Here is a 22,870-nt window from a genome sequence, read left to right on the forward strand (position 1 = left end):
GCCCTTATTGTGCCCAAAGTAGAGCGCTACTCGCAGGGCGCCGCCATCGACTTTTTAATACAGCGGCAGGGGGAAGACTGTTACATCACCACACTCGGCTACTGGAGCTATGCCCCTTTCTTTTATGCACAAAAAGAAAAGCCCGCCAATCCCAATTCCTATAACGAAGCATGGCTGCTGCACGGCCATATTGACAAACCGGTGTACTTTATCACCAAAGTAGACCGGGTGGATATTTACACGAAAGGCAATCCCGGATTAAAAGAGCTGTACCGCAAAAATGGGTTTGTGTTTTTGAAAAGAGAGTAACCTTTCCCGTCTTTTCCAGGCATTGATAAAAATATTTGTACCTTGTTGCCACTTTCTTCGCAGCACAGCATACCACACTTATATGCAGGTACTCAGTTTAACCTACCACCTGCCGTTCATTGGACTGGCCGGTCAATAAGAATGACGAACCAATTTGAGATATGGAAAATAAAAATCTGACTATTGATCCGAAAAGCCAGGAACCGCAAAAAAATGCGGAATTAATTGCCTGGCATTGGTATGATTTCACTTGTCCTTTTTGTTATGTAAGTAAAAGCCGGAACAATATACTTAAAGAAATAGGGTTCAATTTAGTGCAGCTGCCTTTCCAGGCGCATCCCGATGTACCCGCAGAAGGCATTTATATGGGCGAACGGCAAGGGCCCATGTATGACCTGCTTGCCAAAGAAGCAAAAGAGGCCAATTTGCCTCTCCACTGGCCGGTTCGCCTGCCCAACAGCCGCTATGCTTTAGCACTGGCGGAACAGGTACGAAGGCATAGGCCCGGGCTTTTCATCAACGTAAAAGACCGGTTATATGCCGCACACTTTGCACTAGGAGAAGATTTGGGTGCAAAGGAAGTGGTTCATAACTGCCTGAAAGAATCCGGCATAAAGGAGCAGGAACTAGAAAAATGGCTGGAAGGAGATAAGGCTTTTGCAAATCTTTTGCTTTCTCAAAACAGTGCTGAAAGCATAGGTGTAAGGGGAACGCCTGCGTGGGTAATAGCGGGCCAACTGGTCATAGGATTACAGTCCCGCGCATACTTTCAGCAATTCAGGAAGCAGGTTTATGAACCGTGATCACTTTTTCCCGGACAGCCACCGCAGCACGTTGCTCACGATCTTGTCATTAGATCCCAGCCAGCCTTTTATCTCTGTATAAACGGCCACCAGGGCGTTGTCCAGCTTTACCATGTATTTCTTTTTGCCTTCGCCAGGGCGGGCCATGTAGTGGGTAGCCCTGCGGAAAGGATGCGTTTCAACCGTATAATAATACAGCGCTATGGAACGGCGGAACTGGCCTTCGGGGCAGGTCATAGGTTCCGGGTGGCCGTGGTAAGAGTCGGCATCCGTATTAAAAATCACGCAGCGGTTAAACACAGGCAGCACCTTTTTCTCGCACGCAGTCATATCCGTGTTCCACAGCTCCAGTTTACCGCCCCACTCCTCCTGCCAGTCTTTATTTAAATATACCAGCACATTTACGCGGCGCTGCCAGTTGCGGTGATGCGGGTGCACGGTAAAATCGGCATGAATGTTCAGGTAACCGCCCCTGCCCGACTGGTGAATGCCGCCGCCTTCGAGCTGGTCATCTTTCTGCAGCCCGCCAATGCCGGTAAGAGCGCCCAGGAACTGCAGGAATGCAGGCGAGTTCAGCTCGTTGATAGTGCGTTTAATGTTGTCGGGCAATATATCCAGCTTGTTCAGCCCTTTCTTTTTTTCGTTGTAATGCACGTAGTTGATCCAGCCATCGGTTTGGTTAAGCTCATTGAACTCTGTTATGCAGGCATCCAGCACGGCAGGGTTCAGGAAATTTTCCAGCACAATGTGCGGGTAAGGACTGGCCTGCTGGTATTGCCGGCTAAGAAAAGGCAGATCGCTGTTCCATTTTTCCAGGTCAATCACCTGCTGCGTATCAGTGTAGGTTGCTTGCAAGGCCGAACGTGTTAGTTTAGTAATATATATACCTGTGCGCCATTGGGCAAAACTTCAGGGGCTGAAGATATAAAAAGAAATTACCAGGCACAGGTTGTCTTTATGTTAACAAATAAAGCATTGTAATGTTCATTACAATGCTTTACAGGATGGCTGTACTTATGCCGGCCAACCACCTCCTGCCGGCGGCGGCCATGATCAGCAGGCCGCCGCGGCTTTTATAATTGAAATACAGGCAGATGAGCTGGCGGAAGGAGCTGCCTTTAAAATTTGAGGCTGAAGTGGTGGGCTGCAAGCCTGAAGCCTTTGTTCAGGTACAGGCGGTGCGCATCGTGCAGGGTAAAGCCACTGTCCAGTATCACGCTGGTTTTACCGGTTTCCCTGGCCAGCGCATGTATATAGTCGAGCAGCGCGCCGGCATAGCCTTTACCGCGGAATGCAGGCAGCGTGCAAAGATCGTCTACATAAATAAACCGGCCGGCGAATAATGAGTACAGGTTACGGTAGCCTGCAAACGCGGCCACGGTATCATTATCCGCTATGTATAGCATATGATACCCCTCTTGCTGCATATCCTTCACCTGCTGCAGGTAATCCTTTTTTTCGAGGTGCGGCCGCAGCGTATGCACCACATCCCAGCAGGCATTGATTTCTTTTTCGCTTTGCGCAAATTTAACCGGATGCATATACGGTGCTTTAAAGTTCAGGGTGCATGTTTAATGATACGCCTATACGGTTCCAGGCGTTAATGCCAATAACCGCCATAATCACCTGTGCGGTTCCTTCTTCGCCAAACAGGGCTATGGCTTTATTATACAGCTCATCGCTGAGGCCATGCTGGTGTATAAGGGTAATTTCTTCGGTAATGGCCAGCAGCAGCTGCTCTGCTTCGCTGAATACATTGGGCGCTTCCCGCCAAACACCTACCAGGTAAAGCTTTTGAGGGTCTATGCCTGCCTTCAGGGCATCGTTGGTATGTTCGTGCACACAATAGGCGCAACCGTTAATTTGTGAGGCGCGTATCTTTATCAGCTCCCGGTGTTGTTTATCAATGCCGGTAGTTTCCAGGTATTTGTCCAGGCCAAACATGGCGGTGTAAGCGGCGGGCTGCACTTTGCCCATTTTTAATCTTGACATCTTCTTTCTTTTTTAAGTGTATAAAATATTAGTGGTTTAATATGCTGACGTGTGCCGGCTGCGCAGCGCATCTATGCTCCACCGGTAGCCCGGCAGGCAGGCAAGCAGCAGGCTGGCGGCGCTGGCGGTGAACACGGAGTAATTCAGCGGCGCCTGTATGCCCAGGGCCACCGTCATGCACAGCGCAAAGGTGAACAGCAGCAGTCCGCTGCCAATAGCCGCTATGCGGGTGTACAGGCCAATGATCAGCAGCACGCCAAAAACAATTTCCGCACCGGAAGCAATGCCGGCCAGTAAAGCAGCCACGTTGCCCGGTAAAAAGAACATTAACTTGCCGGCATATTGCATAAAGTTGCTCCAGCTGCCCCAACTCACATGCGGGCTGCCGGGCGGGCCCCATACGCCAAAACGGTCGAGCCCTGCCAGCAGGTAGCTGGCGCCGGTGGCTATGCGCAGGTACAGCTGTATGTATGTGTAATTGTTTTTCATAGCACAAAACTATTACGGCGTTGGCCTATCTTTATAGTCCAGATATAACAAACACGATAGTCCAGATGCTACCCTTTTCCACCCTGCTTCCCATTAACAAGGCATCCGCAATGCCGGTGTACCAGCAAATTGCCAACGGCCTCATTGGCCTTATCCGCGACGGCGTTATAAAGCCCGGCGCCTCCCTGCCTGGCAGCCGTGAAATGGCGCAGCTGCTGCAGGTGCACCGCAAAACCATTGTAGCTGCTTACCAGGAGCTGTTTACGCAGGACTGGATCACCACCATCCCCCGCAAAGGCGTAATTGTATCGGAACGCCTGCCTGAAATAAAGCCGCGCACTTTTAAGGCAGCCGCTAAAATACCGGCGTATGCAGGCAACACCGGTTTTACCTTTAACAAAATAGGCAGCTACCCGGGCGCGCCGGCCCGCCCGGGCGAACATCGCCTGATCATCAACGACGGTTTTCCCGATTACCGCATAGGCCCTGTTGACCTGCTCATACGTGAGTACCGCAGCCTTTTTCACAGCCCCGCTGTTAAGCATTACGCCGCCTATGGCGGTATGGCCGGCCCCCTGAGCCTGCGTAATGAGCTTACACAGTTCCTCACCGAAACCCGCGGGCTGAACATAGGCCCGCAAAATGTGCTGCTTACACATGGCGCGCAAATGGCCATCTATATCGCCGCCAGGCTCATACTGCAGCCCGGCGCCACCGTGCTGGTGGGCGAGCCCAATTACTTTATGGCGGATATGATATTCCAGCAGTTTGGCGCTAAGCTGGTACGCATACCGCTGGACGAAAACGGGATAGATGTTGACGCTATCGCCCGCATCTGCAGGCAGAAAAAACCTGCCCTGCTGTATATTATTCCCCATCACCACCACCCTACCACCGTAACCCTGAGCGCCGACCGGCGTATGAAGCTGCTGGAGCTGATACGCCGTTACCGGCTGCCGGTGATAGAGGATGATTACGACTATGATTTCCACTACAGCGGCGGGCCCATACTGCCCCTGGCCAGCGCCGACCATGAGGGGAATGTGATATACATCGGCTCCCTGGCCAAATCGCTGGCTACGTTTGTACGTGTAGGTTATATGATAGCGCCGGAGCACTTTATTAATGAAGCGGCCCTGATGAGAAGGATGATAGACATACGCAGCGATAACCTGCTGGAGGAAGCGCTGGCCGTGCTTTTCAGGAACGGGGACATGCAGCGGCACCTGAAAAAATCCGTAAAGCTGTACCATGACCGGCGCAATCACTTTTGCAACCTGCTGGAGCAGGAGCTTAAAGGCATTGTGCAGTTTCAGCAGCCGGCAGGGGGCATGGCCGTATGGGCGCAGTTCCATAAAAAACATCCTTTACCTGCCATTTCAGCCAGGGCCGCCGCCAAAGGCCTGCTTATCAGCAACGGCAGCGCCTACAGCTACGGCACCGTAAACCATAACGCGCTGCGCATGGGCTTTGCATCGCTGAATGAAAAAGAGCAGCAGGAAGCAATAGCAATATTGAAAACAGTAGTGTAAATGCAGCAGTTGGGATAAAAAGGCTAAATTAGTATAATGATGAAAACGCCTACCCCTCAAATATCCACGGTGAGCAGCCGCGTTATTGATCCATCTGAAAAAGGGCGCAGCAGGCCGGCCGTACCGGTTACCCTGAACGCCAACCCTGTTATGCAGGCAGCCCTGCCGGGTAAAGCGCCGCCGCCTTTCCGCCAACAGGCCGTACCGGTAAATGCGCCTTTACAATTTGCATTACGCGATGCCCGGGATTGGGTAAAAGCGAACAGCATCCAAACCGGCTATCCTGTGGGGTGGGCTCCCAACCCTACCGCGCCGGAAATGAGGAAGTATATAACAGCTAAAAAAGCGGGATGGAAAGACCTGCAGGATGCATGGAAAGCGCCGGGCCAGGGAAACGGCACGGCCAAAACCACTAAACCCAAAGCAAAAAGCACCACTCCTAAAACAAATACCACTACCCCCTCCAACGGAACCAACGGCCTTAGCGCCGCTGCTATAAAATGGCAGGAACGTAAGCAAAAACTGAGCGATAAAGTAGATGCAGCCAATGATGCTATTAAAAAGGCCACCAAAAACGTGGATGATTTTTATGAAAAGCTGCTGAATGTTCCGGCCAACATCCGGGTAAAGATTAATGACCTGGTAGATGCGGCAAAGGTAAAGCTCGACAAGGAACATTCACGGCTGGCCTATTTCAGCACTTCCATACTGGCCATTACCAAAGAAAAATCATCGCCTGTAAAAAAAGCAACTCCTGAAATACAAACCGCTATAATAAAGGATAGCAAAGGCGCATTAAGCCTGAAAATATCGGGCAACAACAGCAATGTTAACAACTTCCTTTCTGCTGAGCTGGGCGGTAAAACCCTTGAACAAGGCTACCAGAGCACCGTACGGCCTTTTCATGTAAAAAGAAAGGCCAGCGCGCTGGAAGATGGCTTTAAACAGCAGAAACCGGAAAGCTTAAAACGGATCAAGCTAACAGAGCTGCCAAAGCAGCCGAAAGTAGGCGACTTTAAAAAAGATAAAAAGAAGGACGTATTTGTTTTAAGGGACGGGTCGGGCAAACCTTATACGCCCAAGGAGTTTAAAAAAGCAATTAAAGAAGCTTTTGCCTATGACCTGCATAAAAGCACTAAAACACAATGGCAAAACCGCCAGCGCAAAGGCGCCCGGCACTTTGTTAAAAAGCACCGCAACAAGCAGCTAAACAAAGCGCCCGTAAGCGTGCCTAAGAACGCACTGGATATTCACGCGGAATCGGCCATACTGGAAGAATTAAAAGCACAGGCAAACAAAGCCATTATTGCGGTGGGCGGCACCAAAGTGGCCTGCACCGCCTGCCAGGCGTATTACACAAAGTATAAGCACGAAGGCCTGCTGGGCGATAACACCAGCTTTGCCTGGCTGTCCGAATCATCCATTAACCAGCTGGGTTTTGATGCCGATGAAGTAACGGAATACCTGGTTGCAATAAGGGAGATACTGGAAAAACGCCTGGCCGATCTCCGTTTCTTTGAAGGTAAATCCGGCACATTCGGAGAAGAGAACCTGGTAGAGGAAAGCGATATAGACACCGACTCTGAAGATGAAGACGCTATGGAAATTGCCACCCAAAGCAGCACGCTTAATAAATTGGCAGATGACGTAATGGATTTGCTGTAGTGCTCCTGCTGCACAACATCCTGCAGCAAGACCTTAACACGACGGCACAGCCGGGGCAGGCGGCGCTGCTTACAATAGGACTTACCGCAGGTTTAAAACCAGCTTTTTATCCAGCGTTTAAAACGGTATTTGGGCTTATTGTACTTTTTCCATTTTGCCGCCAGGCCAAATTCACGGCTCATGAAATAATAATCCGCATCTTTTTCCGGTATCACATATTTTGGATGGGTAATGTTTGTTAATGCGCTAACCGGCCGGTTGGCATTATGGCTTTCTTTCCACAATGTATGCGTGGCATTTTCCCCGAAACCTATGTTGCTGATGAGGTTTACATTGGGCGTAATGCACAGGCCATTTTCAAAAAGGGTGATCAGCTGCAGCTGGTGGTCCCATGCCTGCACACGGTGCGCTTTCATATCGTCAAAAATACCGGCCCATATGTCAACCAGGAAAGGATCACTGAATATTTTCCGCAGCTGTGGCTTTACTTCTGCTGTATCATAGGCACGCAGGTCCACATCATACTGTTTCCATACGCGGCGCCAGGAGGCCCACCCCCATATACTGCTGTGCTGTGAAAAGTAATAGCTGGCAGGGCCCCATGTTTGCCCGTCCTGCGAGTTGGTGCCGGTTACAATATACATACGCGTATCATAACGGTATTTTTCCAGCATGGCGTCGCAAAAGTAAAAGAAGCTGTTATGCGGCACGCAATCATCTTCCAGTATGATCCCTTCTTCCTCCTGCTCGAAAAACCAGTTAATGGCGGCTACCGGCGCACGCATGCTGCCCAGGTTCTGATCATGGAAAAGGGTTTGCACGGTACAGGGCCAGTTCACCTGCCGGATTATATCCCTGGTTTGCGCGCAAAGCGCAGCATCCGTAGGATGTTCTTCCCGTGGCCCGTCTGCCGCTACATACAACCGGGCAGGCTGCGCTGCTTTTACCTGGTCAAACACCTGCTGCGTGGTATCGGGGCGTTTAAAAATGATGAATAAAACCGGCGACTGCACCTTGTAGTTAGACATGCTGTTGCTTTTACGCGACAAATTTAATTTTTTTAATTTAGCATTCAATTCAGCATAAACAGCATCCACTTGATCAGTATTATTATTGCCACTTTTAACGCAGGAAAGTATATACACGATTGCCTTACTTCCATTATTGAACAAACAGCGGACCTTGAAGTGATTGTGATAGACGGCGGCAGCGCCGACGATACCGTTGCCATATTAAAATCGTTTGAGCGCCGCCTGCGGCTGCAATGGGTAAGCGAGCGGGATGCCGGTATTTATGACGCCATGAATAAAGGCGTACAGCGCGCCACCGGCAGCTGGATTTATTTCCTGGGCGCGGACGACCGGCTGCTGCCGGGCTTCAGCGAGCTGGCCGCCCTGCTCAAAGATGAGCATACGGTGTATTACGGCAATAACCTGCCTTACTATGGCAACCAGGAGCCCAACCGGTTATGGCTAAACGGAAAAATAGGCCGGTATGCCCTTGCCAAACGCGGCATCAATCACCAGTCCATTATCTATCCCGCAAAAATATTTGAGAAATACCGGTATGAGCTGCGCTACCGGGTGTATGCGGACTATGCCCTGAATATAAGGGTATGGGGCGACCGCGCCTTTAAGAAAAAGCACTTCCCAATTACCATTGTACGTTACGATATGACGGGGTTTTCATCCATACCGGACGACCGTGCCTTTAAACAGGACCGGCTGAAGATCATCCGCGAGAGCATGGGCTGGGGCATGTACCTGCGTATGCTGTATAAACGCTGTAAAGAAAAATTGCAGGGCGAAGGCGGCTACTGGGATGCATAACCCTTAACCGTGAAACAGCTTCTTCCATAACTTACGCCCGGGCTTGCGGGCGTTTTTCATATCCTCTGTGCGCGCCTTGCGCAGTAAAGAATAACGGCTTTCAAACTGCTGGTAAAAGGCGTGGCCGGCTGCTTTCAGCGCTTCGTTGTAAGCAGTGTACAGCGGCTGCAGGTCGGGCCTGGCGGCCAGTGTAAAACGGTTGTAGTAGTGCAGGGGCAGCTCGTTGCCGTCTACCCTGAATGAGCTGAAGTGGTAAAACAGCAGCGCTTCGTTTTCATTTACCACGTACTTACCCTGCTGCAGGCTCAAATACCTTTCGTGCAGGTTCCAGGGCGCCATGTTTGCGCCCCTGTGCTGCAGGATGTGCGCGGTGTTGAAAAAAAGCGGCGCATGGTTCACCGGCAGCTGGTCTACAAAAATTCCTTTTTCCACTGCAATAAAACCTTCTTTGTAGGTATGCGCTTTCCACCAGCTGGTAAAGCGGTGCGCCGTTTCGCGGTTGCTTACGCCGGCAAATCCCAGGTTATAAATGCCGTAGTTGAGGAAGGTATGTTCGGCCGGTGTTTTACCGTCAATGGGAATGGGAGTATAAATATGGGGGGTTAGCAGAATATCGGCCCTATCCAGCGCTTCATATAATATGGTCAGCGGGCTGAAAACCTGTATGTCAGGATCCAGGTACAGCACTTTGTGCATATGCCTTTCGTGCAGCAGGTATTCAATAACGCGGGGCTTTATGCAGGTGTTCAGCTCTATTATATTATACTTCAGGGCCAGCTGCTGTATGGCAGGTTCTATATCCGCAATGGGTATTACCGCATCGGCCAGGCTGCTGTAATCTATTTCCGGTATTTTTTCATCACATAAGAAAATATAAAAGGGATCATCCGGCTGATGTTCTTTTAACGACATGCCCAGCACTTTGGCCTGTGCCAGGTAGTTGTTGGAGCATATGGTGAAAGCAACCTGCATATTTAATGAAATGTATTTATCTTTAACGTTCCAATTGCTTACATGAACTCAAGTATTGACGTTGTTATACCATCTTTTCGGCTGAACGAAAAGTATATTCTGCCAATGCTCCGCCTACGAAAGCCTGCGAATGTAAATATAAAATTTTACCTGGTTGCAGATAATCCTTCCCTGGTGCCTTCACCGGCCATACAATCAATGGTGAACAACGGGGAAGTGTTCCTGTTTGTAAACCCGCAGAACCTGGGCTCGGGGCTTACACGCAACAATGGTATGCACCAGGGCAGCGGCGAATGGATCCTGTTCCTGGATGATGATGTAGTAGTGCCCGATAACCTGCTGGAAATATATGCCGAAGCAGCCCTGCGCTACCCGGAGGAAATTGGTTTTATAGGGCTGGTGCACCTGCCCCCGCCGCATACTGCATTTACCAGGGCCCTCACCGTCGGCGGATCACTGGACATATTCAGTATTGCGGCCCAAAAGCCGTCGTTCGCATGGGGCGCTACCGCCAACATGATGATACGGCGCAGCGCCATGGGCAATGTGTCATTTACCGGCAAAATCCCTAAAACCGGCGGTGGTGAGGAAGTGGATTTCTTTTTAAAAGTGCGCGAGCGCAACAGCTACCGTAACTATAAATGCCTGCCCGAAGCTGCGGTACAGCATCCCTGGTGGAACAACGAGCGGCCCAATTTCAAAAAGCCTTTTTATTACGGCAAAGGCAACAGCTGGCTGGGCGACCTGAACCCCCGGTATGCCTACTACGATTTTCCCAATACACCCGAAACACTGCTGCTGTGCGCCCTGGCGCTGGTAGTGCTGCTGCTGGTAAAACCCGCATGGGTATTGCCTTTGCTGGCATTTATGGCCGGCGTTGTAATGATAGAGCTGGCGGCCAGCATAGTGCAGGCGCTTAAAAGAGGCGCCAGGGCCAGCGCACAGGAAATGCTGTATATTATTACACTGCGCCTGGTATATGAAACAGGCGTGTTATGGGGAAAGCTGTCGCGCTACAGGTTTTGGAAAATAGGCGAACGGTTCCACGACGATGGCATCATCAACAAAGTATACTTTTACCGTTCCAACACCTATAAAATTGTGAAGTGGGTATTATACCCGCTGCTGGTGCTTTATCTCCTGCAATATTTCCTTTAAACTTCGGCATAACCGTTCATGCAAAATACCAGCTTGCTGTTCAGCGTTTCGGTATAGCGCAGCTCATTTACCGTTACCTGCGATTTGTTATGGTATTCATGATACAGGTGAAAACAAACAGCCGCCAGCTTCAGGCGTTTTTTGCGCACACCGGCATGTATAAGGCGCGCGGCAAACTCACAGTCTTCAGAACCCCATCCAAAGAACAGGTTATTATACCCGTTAATGGCAATAAAATCTTTTCGCCAGAAAGCCAGGTTGCATGCTTTGGTATTATCAGAGCTGTAAGGGTTTGCTTTTACAATAAAGGAAAGCGCGGGTAAGCGCAGCGCGTTAAAACGGCTTTTGATGCCTTTGGTGAGGAATCCTAACCGCGTGCTTTTGCTTTGCAGTATGTGCCGCGTGGTGGCCTCCCCTACCATGGCGCGCGCGCCCTGTACAAAATGGCCTTTCTCCGCTTCTTTTATATGATCTTCTATAAAACGCGGATGCATTATAATATCGCCGTCAATCTCAATAATATAATCCGATGTGGATTGTTTGATCGCTTTGTTAAGGATGATGCCCTTGCGGAAGCCCCTGTCTTCGTGCCAGGCATGCTTTAAGGGGATGTTCAGGATGCTGCGGTACTTATTGATCACGCGCGTGGTGTCTTCTGCAGAACCATCATCGGCGATCAGTATTTCATCCGGTAATTGCGTTTGCTGTAACAGGCTCAGGAAAATTACTTCCAGCGCTGCCGGCCAGTTATAGGTAGCAATTAATAATCCAACTGAGAAGTTCCTTTTCACCATCCTGTTTCGGGTTTTGGTTCAATAAAGAATTTGCTAGCAATAGCGCGTTCATAGAATCGCATTACAATCCGGTTTATGCTTACAGTTACGGGCAGCTTATTAAGCTGCCTTAATTAGTACAACGTAGTACAATTTAATTTGTTACACCTGTTTTTAATTTGCGCTGAAAGTCTGCATTTCTATCAGCTTACGGTACAATCCATCCTGCTCCAGCAACTGCACATGGGTACCTTGTTCAACAATATTGCCATTATCCAGCACAATGATATGGTCTGCATTCTGGATCGTGCTTAAACGGTGCGCAATTACCAGCGATGTACGGTTTTTCATGAGATTGTTCAACGCATCCTGCACCATTTTTTCCGACTCTGTGTCCAGCGCGGAGGTTGCTTCGTCCAGCAACATAATGGGTGGATTATTCAACACTGCGCGCGCTATACAAATGCGCTGGCGCTGCCCGCCTGATAGTTTAACGCCTTTATCCCCAATATTCGTCTGGTAACCCTGCTCGGTTGCCAAAATAAAATCATGGGCATTGGCGATCCTGGCAGCAGCCTCAACCTCTTCCATGGTGGCCCCTGGCTTACCAAAGGCGATATTGTTAAAAATGGTATCGTTAAATAAAATTGACTCCTGGTTTACAATGCCCATTAACGCCCGCAGCGAGTCGGTGGTAACAGACCCGATGTTCTGCCCATCTATCAGTATGGCGCCGGACTGCGGCTCTATGAACCGCGGTATGAGGTCCATAAGGGTTGATTTGCCCGCGCCGGAAGGCCCTACCAGCGCAATGGATTTTCCTTTGGGAATGGTAAGGCTTACATGGTTGAGCACCATCCGCTCGTTATACGCAAAGCCTACCTGCTCAAAACGGATGGCTTCCCGGAACTGGTGCACGGGTTTGGCGTCCGGCGCATCTTTGATCTGTGACTGCTGGTCTATCAGCGCCAGCACCCGCTCTCCTGCGGCCAGGCCGGAGTGGATGTTGCTGAACGAGGTAGAGATGGCTTTGGCCGGCCGCATGATCTGCGAGAACAGGGCAATATAGGCGATGAAGGCCGCCGCATTCAGGCTGCCGTTGTTGGACAGCACCAGCGAGCCGCCGTACAGCACAATGCCCGATACCATAACAATGCCCAGGGTTTCAGATACCGGCGACGCCATGTGCTGCCGCCTGGTCATAGATCGCATGATGCCGGAATAGTGCAGGTTCTCTTCATGGAAACGCTTTTTTATGTAAGGCGTTGCGTTAAAGGCCTTGATGATCTTAATACCGCCCAGGGCCTCCTCCAGGTAGCTGATCATGGTGCCGTAAGAGGTATGCGCTGCGGCTGCCTGCTCTTTCAGGCGCGAAACAATCCTGGAAATAATGAACCCGGCTATGGGTATAATAACCATGGATGCCAGGGTAAGCTTGTAAGAGATAATGAACAGCATTACCAGGTAAGTAAGCAGCGTTAAAGGCTCTTTGAAAATCACCTGCAGGGTGCCGGTTACGGTGTACTGCACCACCTGCACATCTGCCGCTATTTTGGCAATGATATTCCCCTTGCGCTCCTCGTTAAAATAGCCCAGGTGCAGATCCATTACATTATTAAACACGGCTTCGCGGAGGTTCAGCAAGGTATGGATGCGCAGGTTTTCCATGGTGCGTTCGGATAAATACCGGAATATATTCCCGATCAACACCGATACCACAATGGTAAGGCACACGAACTGCAGCGTCCGGAAAAGCCCATGCTCGGCATTGATCTTCATAGAATAGTAATTCAGCATTTTAAAAACATCGTAGAAATGCTCCGGTTTGGCTATTGCCGCCGCGTTTTCATGCTGCCCGAACAGCGTGGTCAGCAAGGGGGCCAGCAGGGCCAGGTTTAAAGCGCCAAACAGCACTGCCAGCAATGTATAAATCACATACGGGATAGCATACCGCCCTATTGGCCTGGCAAATGATAATAACCGGAAATACGTCTTCATCTATTGATTATTATAAATATATATATAAAACTCAAAAATTAATAATTATTTAACCCGAAATATAAGGATAAAGGGCTGCGATAAGCAGGAACTTTCCGGCCGGGTTGTAAAAACAGGCTGGTTGCTGCAGGCGTCAGGACAATACAGCCCTGCACTTTTGGATAAAGTTACCGGAAAGCCCGTCCCTCGAATTAAACGCGTGGTAAATGGCATTGTTGTAGGTAGTGCCCAGGCCAAACTCAGGATGCTCGGGGTGGTACAGCCGCCACTTTACTTCTTCAATAGCAGTGGGCCACCAGTACCTGGTATGGCCGCCGGCGCGGGTAATATGCTCGGTAAGGTTTTGGCCCGCATCCATGTCGGGTGTGGGCCGCATGTCGGGATAATGCAGCTCTTTCAAATAAGCGGTGGATATGGCAAAAAAGAAGGGAGAAACGTACAGATTTTTCCCGTTGCGCAGGTGGTTGGCGGTTTGCGCGGCTCCCACAATAGTGCGGGGTTCCAGCAGGTCGGCCAGCAGCAGGGCCAGCCACTCCCGGCAAGTGGGAATACAGTCAATATCAAAAAACAGCAGGTAGTCTGTATCTGTTACTGTTCTGCAAATGTGGTTCAGGAAATCGCCGTGGTCCAGCTTTTTATCCATTACCTGGTTCACGGTAAAACCAAAATGCTTAAATACTGCCCGCTGGTATTCAGGCACCTCCGGGTTGATGTTATGGTTATAAAATGAGAATATTTTAAATAAAGCCTGTTGCTGCTGCGCCTTTTTTCCGAATAGCATATTATTATTTAGTGCTGTTAATAAAATCCTGATTGGGTATAAAACGCTGGTTGGCAACGTTAAGTTACTTTCAGATACTTTAAAATTTTATTTACCGGTTCCGGCAGCGGTTTATCCAGCGCCATGTAAACCCCGGCATGCACGCTGATATAGTTGATGAGCGCCGCGGTTTTAAAGAAACTGGCGCGCCACCGTGACCGGAGGAATTGCTTAAGCGCCTGGCGGGAGAATTTGGCGGCCGGCAGCAGCCGCTGCTCCAGCTGCTGCCGGTGCTCCGGGAACACCTGCAGCAGGCAGGTATCGTAACAAACCCCCGTGCCGTAGGCCAGGCGGTGCAGGTATTGATAGCTACAGCGTTTGCCGGGTATCATGTGCTTTATTTTCAGCAAGGGGGCAATGCCGGCTGCATATCCTTTACTGATGCAAAGCAATACCATCTGCGTATCGTCGCCGCTGCTAAGCAGCCTGCCTTTACGGCCCGGTAAGGTTAGCTGCCCCTCCCGGATGCCGGCTACATATGCTTTCAGTAAAAGCGTATGTATGCACAGGCCTGTACCAAAAGGATAGCAGGGCTGCCATCCCGGTAAGCGGGCATAGGCGGTTTCCCCTTCATGCCGCTCCTGGAATGCAACGCGGGCGTAACGCTCAATATCGGCCGCAATGCCGTCAATAAACTCCACCCATACGTGGCCGGGGCCCCAGGCGCCTACGTTCGGGTACAACGTGTGCAGCTGTTGAAGGCCCTGCAGGTAATCGCTGTCGGGCTCATTATCATCATCAAAGAAAACAATGTGCCGGCCGGCAGCTGCTTCAATGCCGGCTATACGGGCATATTTAAGGCCCTGCTCCGGCGCGTGCAGCAGCCGCATGCCCGGTATTTGCCGCAGGTGCGCCTGTACAAAGGGCAGACTGGCCACCGGTACGGTGCTGTTATTATCTACCAGTAAAACTTCTGTTGAAATATTATGGCGGTTAAGCTGCGCCACTGCACGCAGGCAGCGTTGTAGTAAGCGTTCGTCAGGATTATAGGTACAAATTACGATGGAGTAATCTATATCACGGTTTTCCAATACCATCTGCTGTCATTTTCCGGCGGCAAGATAGTAAAAAAACGAGATGCCGGGCAGTTTTTGCCCGGCATCCCAGCATAGCTATACTGCCGGCTTCCGGAAAAGCCAGGCATAACATTACTACATGAACGGCTATACGTTAAGCATTCTTTTTATTGGAGCCTATCAGCAATACCACGCCTACTATAGCTACAACGCCGCCGGCGTAGGTAGGCCAGCCCACCCATTTGTTCTCTTTCTTATTCACTTCCACAGGTCCAAGATCCACCACCTTTTTTTCCGTTTGTACGGAAAAACCGCGTATTACGATCATGGCAATACCGGCAATAACGAGAATAATGCCTAATGTTTTCATAACTGGTTGTTTGTTTGGCAATGTATATATCAATCGCTATGCCATAAGCAGCCTATTCCCTTACAATAGGGTAATTCCGGAAATTTCGGAAATGCTGCTTAATTTTGAAACACAGCGCTTTAACGCATACTTATGTTTGCACCACTTTTTAATTACCTGTCATCATTCCAGCCCATTCCGCCGGCAGACCAGGTGCTCATTAGCCGTTACATTCACAGCCGCAGCGTGCAGGAAGGCGGGCTATTGCTGCAGGAAGGCAGGCTGGCGCGGGAAATGTTCTTTGTTTGCCAGGGCATACTCAAGATTGTATCTGTTAACGGCAAGGGAAATGAGGTTACACAGTTTTTTGTAAATGAAAACCATTTCTGCACCATCCTGAACAGCTTTAATAACGAGGTGCCGGCCAATGAAAGCATTAAGGCCGCCTGCCCGGCAGATCTTATTGTATTTCCGCGGGAGGGCCTGTGGGAAATATACCGGCAGCTGCCTTATTTTCAAACGCTCATTCACCACATTACGCAACAAACCCTGCTGGCTAAAATAGCTGTACGCAATGCATACATGGGGGAAGATGCAGCTACCCGCTACCAGCATTTCATGGAGCGGCAGCGCGATATAGCGTTGCGTGTATCGCTTACCGATATAGCCGCTTACCTGGGCATTACGCCGCAGTCGCTGAGCCGCATTCGCAGGCAGCTGCGGTAATGCATAAAAAAAGGGGCCGTACAATAGGTACAGCCCCTGCGAATTATAATGGGTAAGTAAGGTACAATGTTTTTCCTGGCACCAAATTAATACAATTTTTGCATTTGCGTACTACTTAATAATGATAGTTGTTCATAATTGAACCTCCCCGCACCTTATGGCATAAAAAACCACGCGCAGCGATCTGCGCGTGGTATACCTGTTATTCATCTATTCAACGCTAACGGATGCGTTGCTCTTCGGCATCCGCGCCGCCTGTTGAGCGGCTACGCTTTTCATACGTTTTGCCAAAATTGTAAGTAAAGGTCAGCTGCGCAACACGGGAGTCACCTTTATTGCGGTAGTGGCCCGTGGCGTTGGTAAGGTTATTAATATCGCCGTAGTTAAGCCGGCTGTAGAAAATATCGTTTACCGACAGTTTCAGCGAGCCTTTCTTTTGCAATATCTTTTTTTCCAGCGCGCAGCCAACCGCCCAGAAATCGCCGAGCACAAACTGCAATGCAGTGATCCTGCCGCGGTAAAGCCCCTGCAGCTCGGCATTCCAGGTACCTGAAAGCTTACCCTGCAGGGTAATGTTGGTCACGTAGTTCATGCCATCCACATCCAGCACATTGCCATACAGGTTTCCTTTAAAACGGGCGTACTCCCCTATGCCAAACCAGTGCAGCGTAAGCCATTTTAAAGGCTGCAGGTTGGCATTGGCCGACAGCGATACGTAATTGCTGTTGCCTACGTTAGCCGGGCGGCTGTAAAAACGGTCGCCGCGCGCTTCTATGGTTTCCCCCTGCTCGCCGGTGTAATGGGAATAGTTGAGCTTAATGGTAAGCTCATTACGGTACACCCATGAAAGATCCAGCGAATGGCTGATAACCGGCTGCAGAAAAGGATTGCCCACGTAATACATAAACTTGTCCAGCGGGGATATGAACGGGTTCAGGTCATTAAACCCCGGCCGCTCTATGCGTTTGCTGTAAGAGAGTATAAACTGGTGAACAGCTGCGGAATCGGTTTTATACGACAGGTACACGGTCGGGAACAGGTTGGTATAGTTGCGTTTAAATGCCGAGTCGGATTTTACCGCGTTGCCCAGCTGCCGCCCCTGCATAATAGTGTTTTCCAGCCGCAGGCCTGTTTGCAGGGAAAACTTTGCCCACTCTTTACTGAAGTTGATATACGCCGCATTAATATGCTCCTTATACAGGAAATGGTTGGTTTTATCGTAGTCCGGCGCGGTAATATCTTCAATGGTAACTGAATAATCGGCCTGGTTATCTGTATTGATATAACTGGCTTTAACGCCGCCTTCTATTTTGGCGCTCTTTTGCAGCGGATGCGTGTAATCGGCTTTCACGCTGTAAATATTAATAGCAGATGGTATGCTGCCGTTCAGCTGATCCTTTCCCTTCAGGGTGCTATCTGCATAATAGCTGGCGTTTTGAAACAGCTGGTCTGTTTGCGACTGGTTGCGGATATAATCCAGGTCAACACCCAGGGTGCGGCCGGTATTGCCGTACTGGTGCCGGTAGTTAAGGTTGGCAGCACCTCTTTTAAAAGTGCGCACATCCCGGTTGTGGGCAGTAACCAGCGAGTCCAGCGTATGAACGGGGCTGTACAGCGAACTGTTATTGGTTACCAGGCCGGTTGCTTTATAGTAGCTGCCGTTCAGCGCCACACCAATGGTGGTGTTTTTATCCATATAATAATCCATTCCTGTTTTCAACGAAGGGGAACGGTTATAGCGGTTAATGTAGGAGAACTGGTTAAAGTACGACCGGGGACTGCCGTCATCATTACGGATGCTGCGGGTGATCAGCAGGTCGGAGAAATTATGGTTATAACTATAGCCTGCGCTTACAAAATAGTTAAAGGCATTGTTGCGGAAATTGAGGTTCAGGCTGTTGAAGTTCTTGGGGTAAAAGCCCTGTCCGTAAGTAGTGGAAAGGTTGCCGTTGAAGCCGCGCTGTTTCAGCTTTTTGGTGCGTATATTAATAACGCCTGCATTGCCGGCGGCATCATAACGGGCAGGCGGCACAGGCATGAGCTCAATAGCTTCGAGCGTGCCCGAAGGCAGCGACCGCAGGTAAGCCGCCAGCTGGCTGCCGGATAAATAGGTAGGCTTATCGTCAATATAAACAGTAACGCCCGATTTACCCAGCAGGCTAATGTTGCCATCCTGGTCAACCAGCACGCCGGGCGATTTTTCCAGCACATCCAGCGCGCTGGTGCCGGCATTGGAGATAAGCGCATCCACATTCACAATAGTGCGGTCAATGCGGGTTTCCACAAAAGGCTTGCGGGCGGTTACCTGCACATCTTTCAGCTGTGTGGCGGCGGCAGGCTGCAGGGTAATGTCGGGCAATACGCGGGAGGCATACAGCTGCAGGGTATCGCTGTAATAAGCAGCATAACCAATATATGTAACGGCTATACGATAAATGCCCGGCTGCTGTACCGGCAGGCGAAACCGGCCCTGCCCGCTGGCTACAGCCGCCTTTACCAGCATAGAGTCGGCGGCCTGCAGCAAGGTAACCGTGGCGCCTGGCACGGCCTGGCCGGCGGGGTTTTTCAAACGGCCGCTCACCTCAGGCATTTGCTGCGCGTAAAGGCAATATGGTAGCAGCGCCATGCTGCATAGCAGCAGGCAACGGATTAATTTCATAAAGGGCGGTTTAGCGCGGGCAAGGCAATGCCGGTTCACCCGCGGATGAATGAATGGGAATTGTAAGTAAAGGCTGTTGGTTAATTATCAATGTACACGCTTGCAGTAGTGGTGCCTCCGGACTTACTAAAGTAGATATTGTCGTTAGGGTGTTTGATATATTTTTTCTGGTAACGCCTGGTAACTGCCTGGGATTGCTTTTTACCGTTTATAATGAACTTGTCGTTATCCAGGCGAAAAGACACTTTGTTCTGTTCTTTTACCAATCCTTCGGCCGCCAGGTCATCCAGCAGCTGCTCTGCCAGTCCCTTCTGCGGTGCAACAGGCGGCTTGGGATTAAGCGGGGCCTGTGCTGTTACAATAGGGCGGGTATTTGCGTTGACAGGGGCCTGGGGGCTCAGCGGAGCTGGCAGGCTTAAAGATGTTTTTGTATTTAAGGGAGGCCGGGCCTTCAATGCCTGCTGGTTGATTGTATGTTGCTGTTTTTCGCGGTCGCGTTCCGCTGCATTTTTTTGCTGTTCCGCAGCCGCCGCGTCCATTTGCCGTTGGTGCGCCTGTTGGTTCATGACCTGTTGCTGCTTTTGGCGGTCGCGCTCCATAGCCTCTTTTTGCACTTCAACCTGCCGGCGGTCACGGTCACGCGCTGCATCATCTGCTTCCATTTTCCGGAAAATAGCATTTACATCGGCGTATTTAAAGGGCAGCTCATTGTCCGGCACTTTCACACCATCTATCGCTAAGCCGGTAGTACGGTTATCATCAACATATATTTTATACTCCTTTCCGCTGTAGGTGGTTTTAATGGTGCCGGTGTAGGTAGTGTTGGGCTTGTGCAGCACCGGTACGGTATCGTACTGCGCGTTGTATGGCTGGTAGCGCGCATCGTATGGCTGGTAGGTTTGCCGTGGCTCTTGGTAGCGCGCTTTATAATCAGTAGCCAGTGTTTGCAGGGCAGCGCTGTAAGGCGCTATCTGCGCGGGGTTGTCGCCCGCGCGGTACACGGTTTTCCCGTTCACTTTCAGCAGCACTATTTGATCAGTCGCATCTGTTTCTGCCTGGTACAGCACCTGCGCGCGTTTAAACAGGTATATCATATAGGGCTGCCCGTTACGCTGTTCCGCAAACTGCAGTGTAGTGCCTTCGGCTACTCCTTTGGGGTCCGGGGAACTAAACCGGTTCTTATCTTTTTCATTACCGGCGGCAGCGGCAACCGTACCGGCAGCAGCCTGGCTGGCCTGCGGCTGCGATGCTTTATGGTTATTATTGCGGTTATGGTTAACGGCGGCAACTGCCGGCGGCATTGCTTTCCTTACTACCGGGTGGGCAAACACGATTCCCAGTATGCCGATAAAGCTGAAGCAAACCAGCAGGAAAGATTTCTCCGCCCTGTTCAGGGTATTGTTATGCTGGCCCAGGATGCGCTTTACACGCGCCAGCAGCTGTTTCTTTTTACCGGGAAAAGCCATGGCATACGGCGAGCCGGTGGCCAGGTGCAGCTCCTGGAAGCTAACCAGCGCCTGCACATATCCTATTTTGCTTTGCGTGGCGGCAATGGCCATATCATCACAGCAATGCTCACGCTCTTCACGGATGCGGGCAGAAAGCCATAGCAGGGCCGGATTAAAAAAGAAAACAGTTTCTGCAAAATGCTGCACCAGGTTTACCAAAAAATCGCGGCGGCGAATGTGCGCCAGCTCATGCAGCAGCACGGCCTCTACCTGCTCCGGCGGCAGCTGCGCCATTAAGCCCACCGGCAGCAGTATTAACGGCTTTAACATGCCCAGTACTGTAGGTACCTTTACCATGGCCGACTCCAGCAGCTGAATGCGTTTGCGCAACCGCAGCCTGGCAGCCAGCTGCTGCAGCATGTTTGCCAAAGCTGCATCGGGAGCAGTAGTTTTATAATAGCGGATGCGCTGCATAGATACCAGTCCGCCGAACAGCCATAACAGCTTACCGGCAAAAATGATAAACCAGGCCATTACCAGCAGCGGCGCATGCTCATTAAAATAGGTGATAAACTTTTCAATAAAACCAGGTGCTGCAGGATCGTTAACAACAGGCGTGATTTGCGGAATGGCGGCGGCCGCAGGCGTTACGGGTACGCCAACCGCTGCTGTTTGCTGCAGCGGCGCAACACGGGTTTTATGCAGCTCATAAAAAAAAGTACCTGCTGCGCTGCCTACCAGCATAAAAAACAGCAGGGTAAATATATTATAACGCAGCGCAGGCTTTGCCTTACGGGTGCACAATATCAGGATGCCTGCCACCATGGCCAGTATAAACCCCTGCCATAAGGAGTGTACAAGGGTCCAGCCAATAGCGCGGACCATATCGGTTGATAAGGTGTGCATGTTATATTGATTTACAGGTTAAAGCTTATCCGGGTCAATTTTATTCAGCAGGGCCTTTATTTCATCCAGCTCACTCTTCGATGTTTTCTTATTGCCAAGCAGTTGCAGCAGCAGCGTAGTGGCGGAACCGTTAAACGTAGCTTCCATGAAACGGTCCAGCAGCAGGCCTTTGGTAGATTTCTCCTCCAGCAGCGGGCTGTAAACGTGCTTCATGCTGCGTTCGTCCCGGGCCAGCATGCCCTTTTCCGTCATGATCTGCATGATTTTCAGGGTAGAGGTATATTGTACCGCGCGCTTGCCATCATTCAGCTGATCATTCACAAAACGTACGGTGGAAGGGCCGTGCTGCCACAACACCTGCAGTATTTCCAGCTCGGAGCGGGTAGGCTCCGCAGGCGGATTGGGTTTACGATCTTCTTTCATGACCCTAAGGTACGAATACATTCGTACGAAACAAGTATAAGGTTGGTTTTTTTTAAAAAAAGTTACCCCTCTCCCCCTCCCGGGGAATTAATAATGAATAATTAAGAATTAATAATAAGAGGGCGATGTTAAACAGTGGAATAACGGTGGCTTTACAATGCGGTGATGGGGATGGGGATGGTGATGGGGATTGCTATTCCGGCGGTTTCTTAAGCGGTTTATATAAGCTGAATGCCGGATCAGGAGAGGGTCGGGTGACGATGATATGCTGGCGATGCGGGGCTGTATGGTGGTAGGCTGCCTTTTAAATGAATATAAGCCGTACTTTTATTCCTTTAACCCGGTTCTGCGCCAATGAAAAGATTATATGCCTGGCTGTTGCCGCTGCTGCTGGTAGCTGCGGCAGCAGGCGCACAGTCGAAAATAGACTCGTTTGACATTCATGTGCTGCAAAACATTGCAGCTGCCCGCACACCGGGACAAACCGGCTTTTTCAGGTTCATATCCAACACCAACGACTATATGAATGTAGCCATACCGGCCGGGCTGCTGGTAGGCGGTATAATAGACCATAATGCCGGTATGCGGCAAAATGCCCTGTACGTGGCCAGCAGCACCGCCGCCACTACCCTGCTTAATACTGCTTTAAAGCTCATTTTCAAACGGCCCCGGCCCTTTAAGCTGCATGTAAGCTTTACGCCGGTGTACATGCCCGGCGGCTACTCCTTTCCATCGGGGCACACCTCCTCTGCTTTCAGCACTGCCACGGCCCTTTCCAGGGCCTATCCCAAATGGTATGTAATTGCGCCGGCTATGCTGTGGGCCGGCACCGTAGGCTATTCCAGGATGTACCTGGGCGTACATAACCCCTCTGATGTTATGGCCGGGGCACTGCTGGGCGCAGGCACGGCCTTTGGCCTGGGATTTATACGGCCGTAGCACCGCTGAACCTGCCTAACTTAAACCAGGTGCGTAATACGGCGCTCCTGCCCTGCTTTTTCCT

Annotated in this window: 22 protein-coding genes; 8 read left to right on the forward strand and 14 right to left on the reverse strand. The window is 50.5% G+C overall.

Translation table 11 applies throughout. The features are described from left to right. Window positions 1-309, forward strand: a 309-nt coding sequence (locus VFS25_RS13465; RefSeq protein WP_326462673.1) for a hypothetical protein, incomplete at its 5' end; no start/stop codon positions are given. A gap of 161 nt (window positions 310-470) precedes the next feature. Continuing rightward, the gene (locus VFS25_RS13470; protein ID WP_326462674.1) at window positions 471-1,112 is read left to right on the forward strand and encodes a DsbA family oxidoreductase; all 642 of its coding nucleotides are present in this window, start codon (window positions 471-473) and stop codon (window positions 1,110-1,112) included. Here VFS25_RS13470 and VFS25_RS13475 read toward each other — a convergent pair whose 3' ends face one another. The 4 genes from VFS25_RS13475 to VFS25_RS13490 form a co-directional block, all read right to left on the reverse strand. After that, window positions 1,113-1,967, reverse strand: coding sequence for a 2OG-Fe(II) oxygenase (locus VFS25_RS13475; protein WP_326462675.1), 855 nt, complete (start codon window positions 1,965-1,967; stop codon window positions 1,113-1,115). A gap of 263 nt (window positions 1,968-2,230) precedes the next feature. After that, window positions 2,231-2,653 (reverse strand): GNAT family N-acetyltransferase, encoded by a 423-nt coding sequence (locus tag VFS25_RS13480; protein WP_326462676.1) that lies wholly within the window; start codon window positions 2,651-2,653, stop codon window positions 2,231-2,233. A 10-nt stretch (window positions 2,654-2,663) separates the two neighbouring features. Continuing rightward, on the reverse strand, window positions 2,664-3,104 hold the full coding sequence (locus VFS25_RS13485; protein ID WP_326462677.1) for a carboxymuconolactone decarboxylase family protein: 441 nt from the start codon (window positions 3,102-3,104) through the stop codon (window positions 2,664-2,666). Window positions 3,105-3,140: 36 nt separating this feature from the next. Beyond that, window positions 3,141-3,593 (reverse strand): DoxX family protein, encoded by a 453-nt coding sequence (locus VFS25_RS13490; RefSeq protein WP_326462678.1) that lies wholly within the window; start codon window positions 3,591-3,593, stop codon window positions 3,141-3,143. Between the two features lie 65 nt (window positions 3,594-3,658). On the opposite strand from VFS25_RS13490, the gene VFS25_RS13495 reads away from it, so the two are divergent. Together VFS25_RS13495 and VFS25_RS13500 are read left to right on the forward strand one after the other, a co-directional pair. Further along, the gene (locus VFS25_RS13495) at window positions 3,659-5,125 is read left to right on the forward strand and encodes a PLP-dependent aminotransferase family protein (RefSeq protein ID WP_326462679.1); all 1,467 of its coding nucleotides are present in this window, start codon (window positions 3,659-3,661) and stop codon (window positions 5,123-5,125) included. Between the two features lie 36 nt (window positions 5,126-5,161). Further along, window positions 5,162-6,790, forward strand: coding sequence for a hypothetical protein (locus VFS25_RS13500; RefSeq protein WP_326462680.1), 1,629 nt, complete (start codon window positions 5,162-5,164; stop codon window positions 6,788-6,790). Window positions 6,791-6,882: 92 nt separating this feature from the next. Here VFS25_RS13500 and VFS25_RS13505 read toward each other — a convergent pair whose 3' ends face one another. Beyond that, window positions 6,883-7,818: a hypothetical protein gene (locus tag VFS25_RS13505; RefSeq protein ID WP_326462681.1), complete on the reverse strand. Its 936-nt coding sequence runs from the start codon at window positions 7,816-7,818 to the stop codon at window positions 6,883-6,885. A gap of 69 nt (window positions 7,819-7,887) precedes the next feature. Between VFS25_RS13505 and VFS25_RS13510 the strand changes: the two genes are divergently transcribed. Then, the gene (locus tag VFS25_RS13510; RefSeq protein ID WP_326462682.1) at window positions 7,888-8,619 is read left to right on the forward strand and encodes a glycosyltransferase family 2 protein; all 732 of its coding nucleotides are present in this window, start codon (window positions 7,888-7,890) and stop codon (window positions 8,617-8,619) included. A 3-nt stretch (window positions 8,620-8,622) separates the two neighbouring features. Here VFS25_RS13510 and VFS25_RS13515 read toward each other — a convergent pair whose 3' ends face one another. Further along, the gene (locus VFS25_RS13515; RefSeq protein WP_326462683.1) at window positions 8,623-9,591 is read right to left on the reverse strand and encodes a hypothetical protein; all 969 of its coding nucleotides are present in this window, start codon (window positions 9,589-9,591) and stop codon (window positions 8,623-8,625) included. Between the two features lie 42 nt (window positions 9,592-9,633). Between VFS25_RS13515 and VFS25_RS13520 the strand changes: the two genes are divergently transcribed. After that, window positions 9,634-10,749 carry a glycosyltransferase family 2 protein gene (locus VFS25_RS13520; protein ID WP_326462684.1) on the forward strand — a complete coding sequence of 372 codons (1,116 nt, stop codon included), beginning with the start codon at window positions 9,634-9,636 and terminating at the stop codon, window positions 10,747-10,749. On the opposite strand, the gene VFS25_RS13525 is transcribed toward VFS25_RS13520, so the two are convergent. The 5 genes from VFS25_RS13525 to VFS25_RS13545 all read right to left on the reverse strand — a co-directional run bounded on the left by VFS25_RS13525 (window position 10,746) and on the right by VFS25_RS13545 (window position 15,726). After that, entirely contained in the window at window positions 10,746-11,543 is a 798-nt protein-coding gene (locus VFS25_RS13525; RefSeq protein ID WP_326462685.1) for a glycosyltransferase family 2 protein, read from the reverse strand. The two genes, VFS25_RS13520 and VFS25_RS13525, sit on opposite strands and share 4 nt — an antisense overlap. 153 nt (window positions 11,544-11,696) lie before the next feature. Further along, window positions 11,697-13,520, reverse strand: coding sequence for an ABC transporter ATP-binding protein (locus tag VFS25_RS13530; RefSeq protein ID WP_326462686.1), 1,824 nt, complete (start codon window positions 13,518-13,520; stop codon window positions 11,697-11,699). Window positions 13,521-13,653: 133 nt separating this feature from the next. Further along, window positions 13,654-14,301, reverse strand: coding sequence for a hypothetical protein (locus VFS25_RS13535; protein ID WP_326462687.1), 648 nt, complete (start codon window positions 14,299-14,301; stop codon window positions 13,654-13,656). A gap of 59 nt (window positions 14,302-14,360) precedes the next feature. Beyond that, window positions 14,361-15,377 (reverse strand): glycosyltransferase, encoded by a 1,017-nt coding sequence (locus VFS25_RS13540; RefSeq protein WP_326462688.1) that lies wholly within the window; start codon window positions 15,375-15,377, stop codon window positions 14,361-14,363. Between the two features lie 133 nt (window positions 15,378-15,510). Continuing rightward, window positions 15,511-15,726 (reverse strand): hypothetical protein, encoded by a 216-nt coding sequence (locus tag VFS25_RS13545; RefSeq protein ID WP_326462689.1) that lies wholly within the window; start codon window positions 15,724-15,726, stop codon window positions 15,511-15,513. 132 nt (window positions 15,727-15,858) lie between these two features. On the opposite strand from VFS25_RS13545, the gene VFS25_RS13550 reads away from it, so the two are divergent. Beyond that, window positions 15,859-16,431 carry a Crp/Fnr family transcriptional regulator gene (locus tag VFS25_RS13550; RefSeq protein ID WP_326462690.1) on the forward strand — a complete coding sequence of 191 codons (573 nt, stop codon included), beginning with the start codon at window positions 15,859-15,861 and terminating at the stop codon, window positions 16,429-16,431. 220 nt (window positions 16,432-16,651) lie between these two features. Here the strand turns inward: VFS25_RS13550 and VFS25_RS13555 are convergent, their stop codons facing one another. From VFS25_RS13555 to VFS25_RS13565, 3 genes are all read right to left on the reverse strand, one after another. Further along, on the reverse strand, window positions 16,652-19,090 hold the full coding sequence (locus VFS25_RS13555) for an outer membrane beta-barrel protein (RefSeq protein WP_326462691.1): 2,439 nt from the start codon (window positions 19,088-19,090) through the stop codon (window positions 16,652-16,654). Between the two features lie 80 nt (window positions 19,091-19,170). Next, window positions 19,171-21,444 (reverse strand): M56 family metallopeptidase, encoded by a 2,274-nt coding sequence (locus VFS25_RS13560; protein ID WP_326462692.1) that lies wholly within the window; start codon window positions 21,442-21,444, stop codon window positions 19,171-19,173. A gap of 18 nt (window positions 21,445-21,462) precedes the next feature. Continuing rightward, complete coding sequence (locus tag VFS25_RS13565; protein ID WP_326462693.1) at window positions 21,463-21,867, reverse strand: BlaI/MecI/CopY family transcriptional regulator; 405 nt, start codon at window positions 21,865-21,867, stop codon at window positions 21,463-21,465. 354 nt (window positions 21,868-22,221) lie between these two features. On the opposite strand from VFS25_RS13565, the gene VFS25_RS13570 reads away from it, so the two are divergent. After that, complete coding sequence (locus VFS25_RS13570) at window positions 22,222-22,806, forward strand: phosphatase PAP2 family protein (protein ID WP_326462694.1); 585 nt, start codon at window positions 22,222-22,224, stop codon at window positions 22,804-22,806. Window positions 22,807-22,870: the final 64 nt, after the last annotated feature.

The sequence above is a fragment of the Chitinophaga sp. genome (assembly GCF_035761305.1).
In the GTDB taxonomy this organism is placed as follows: domain Bacteria; phylum Bacteroidota; class Bacteroidia; order Chitinophagales; family Chitinophagaceae; genus Chitinophaga.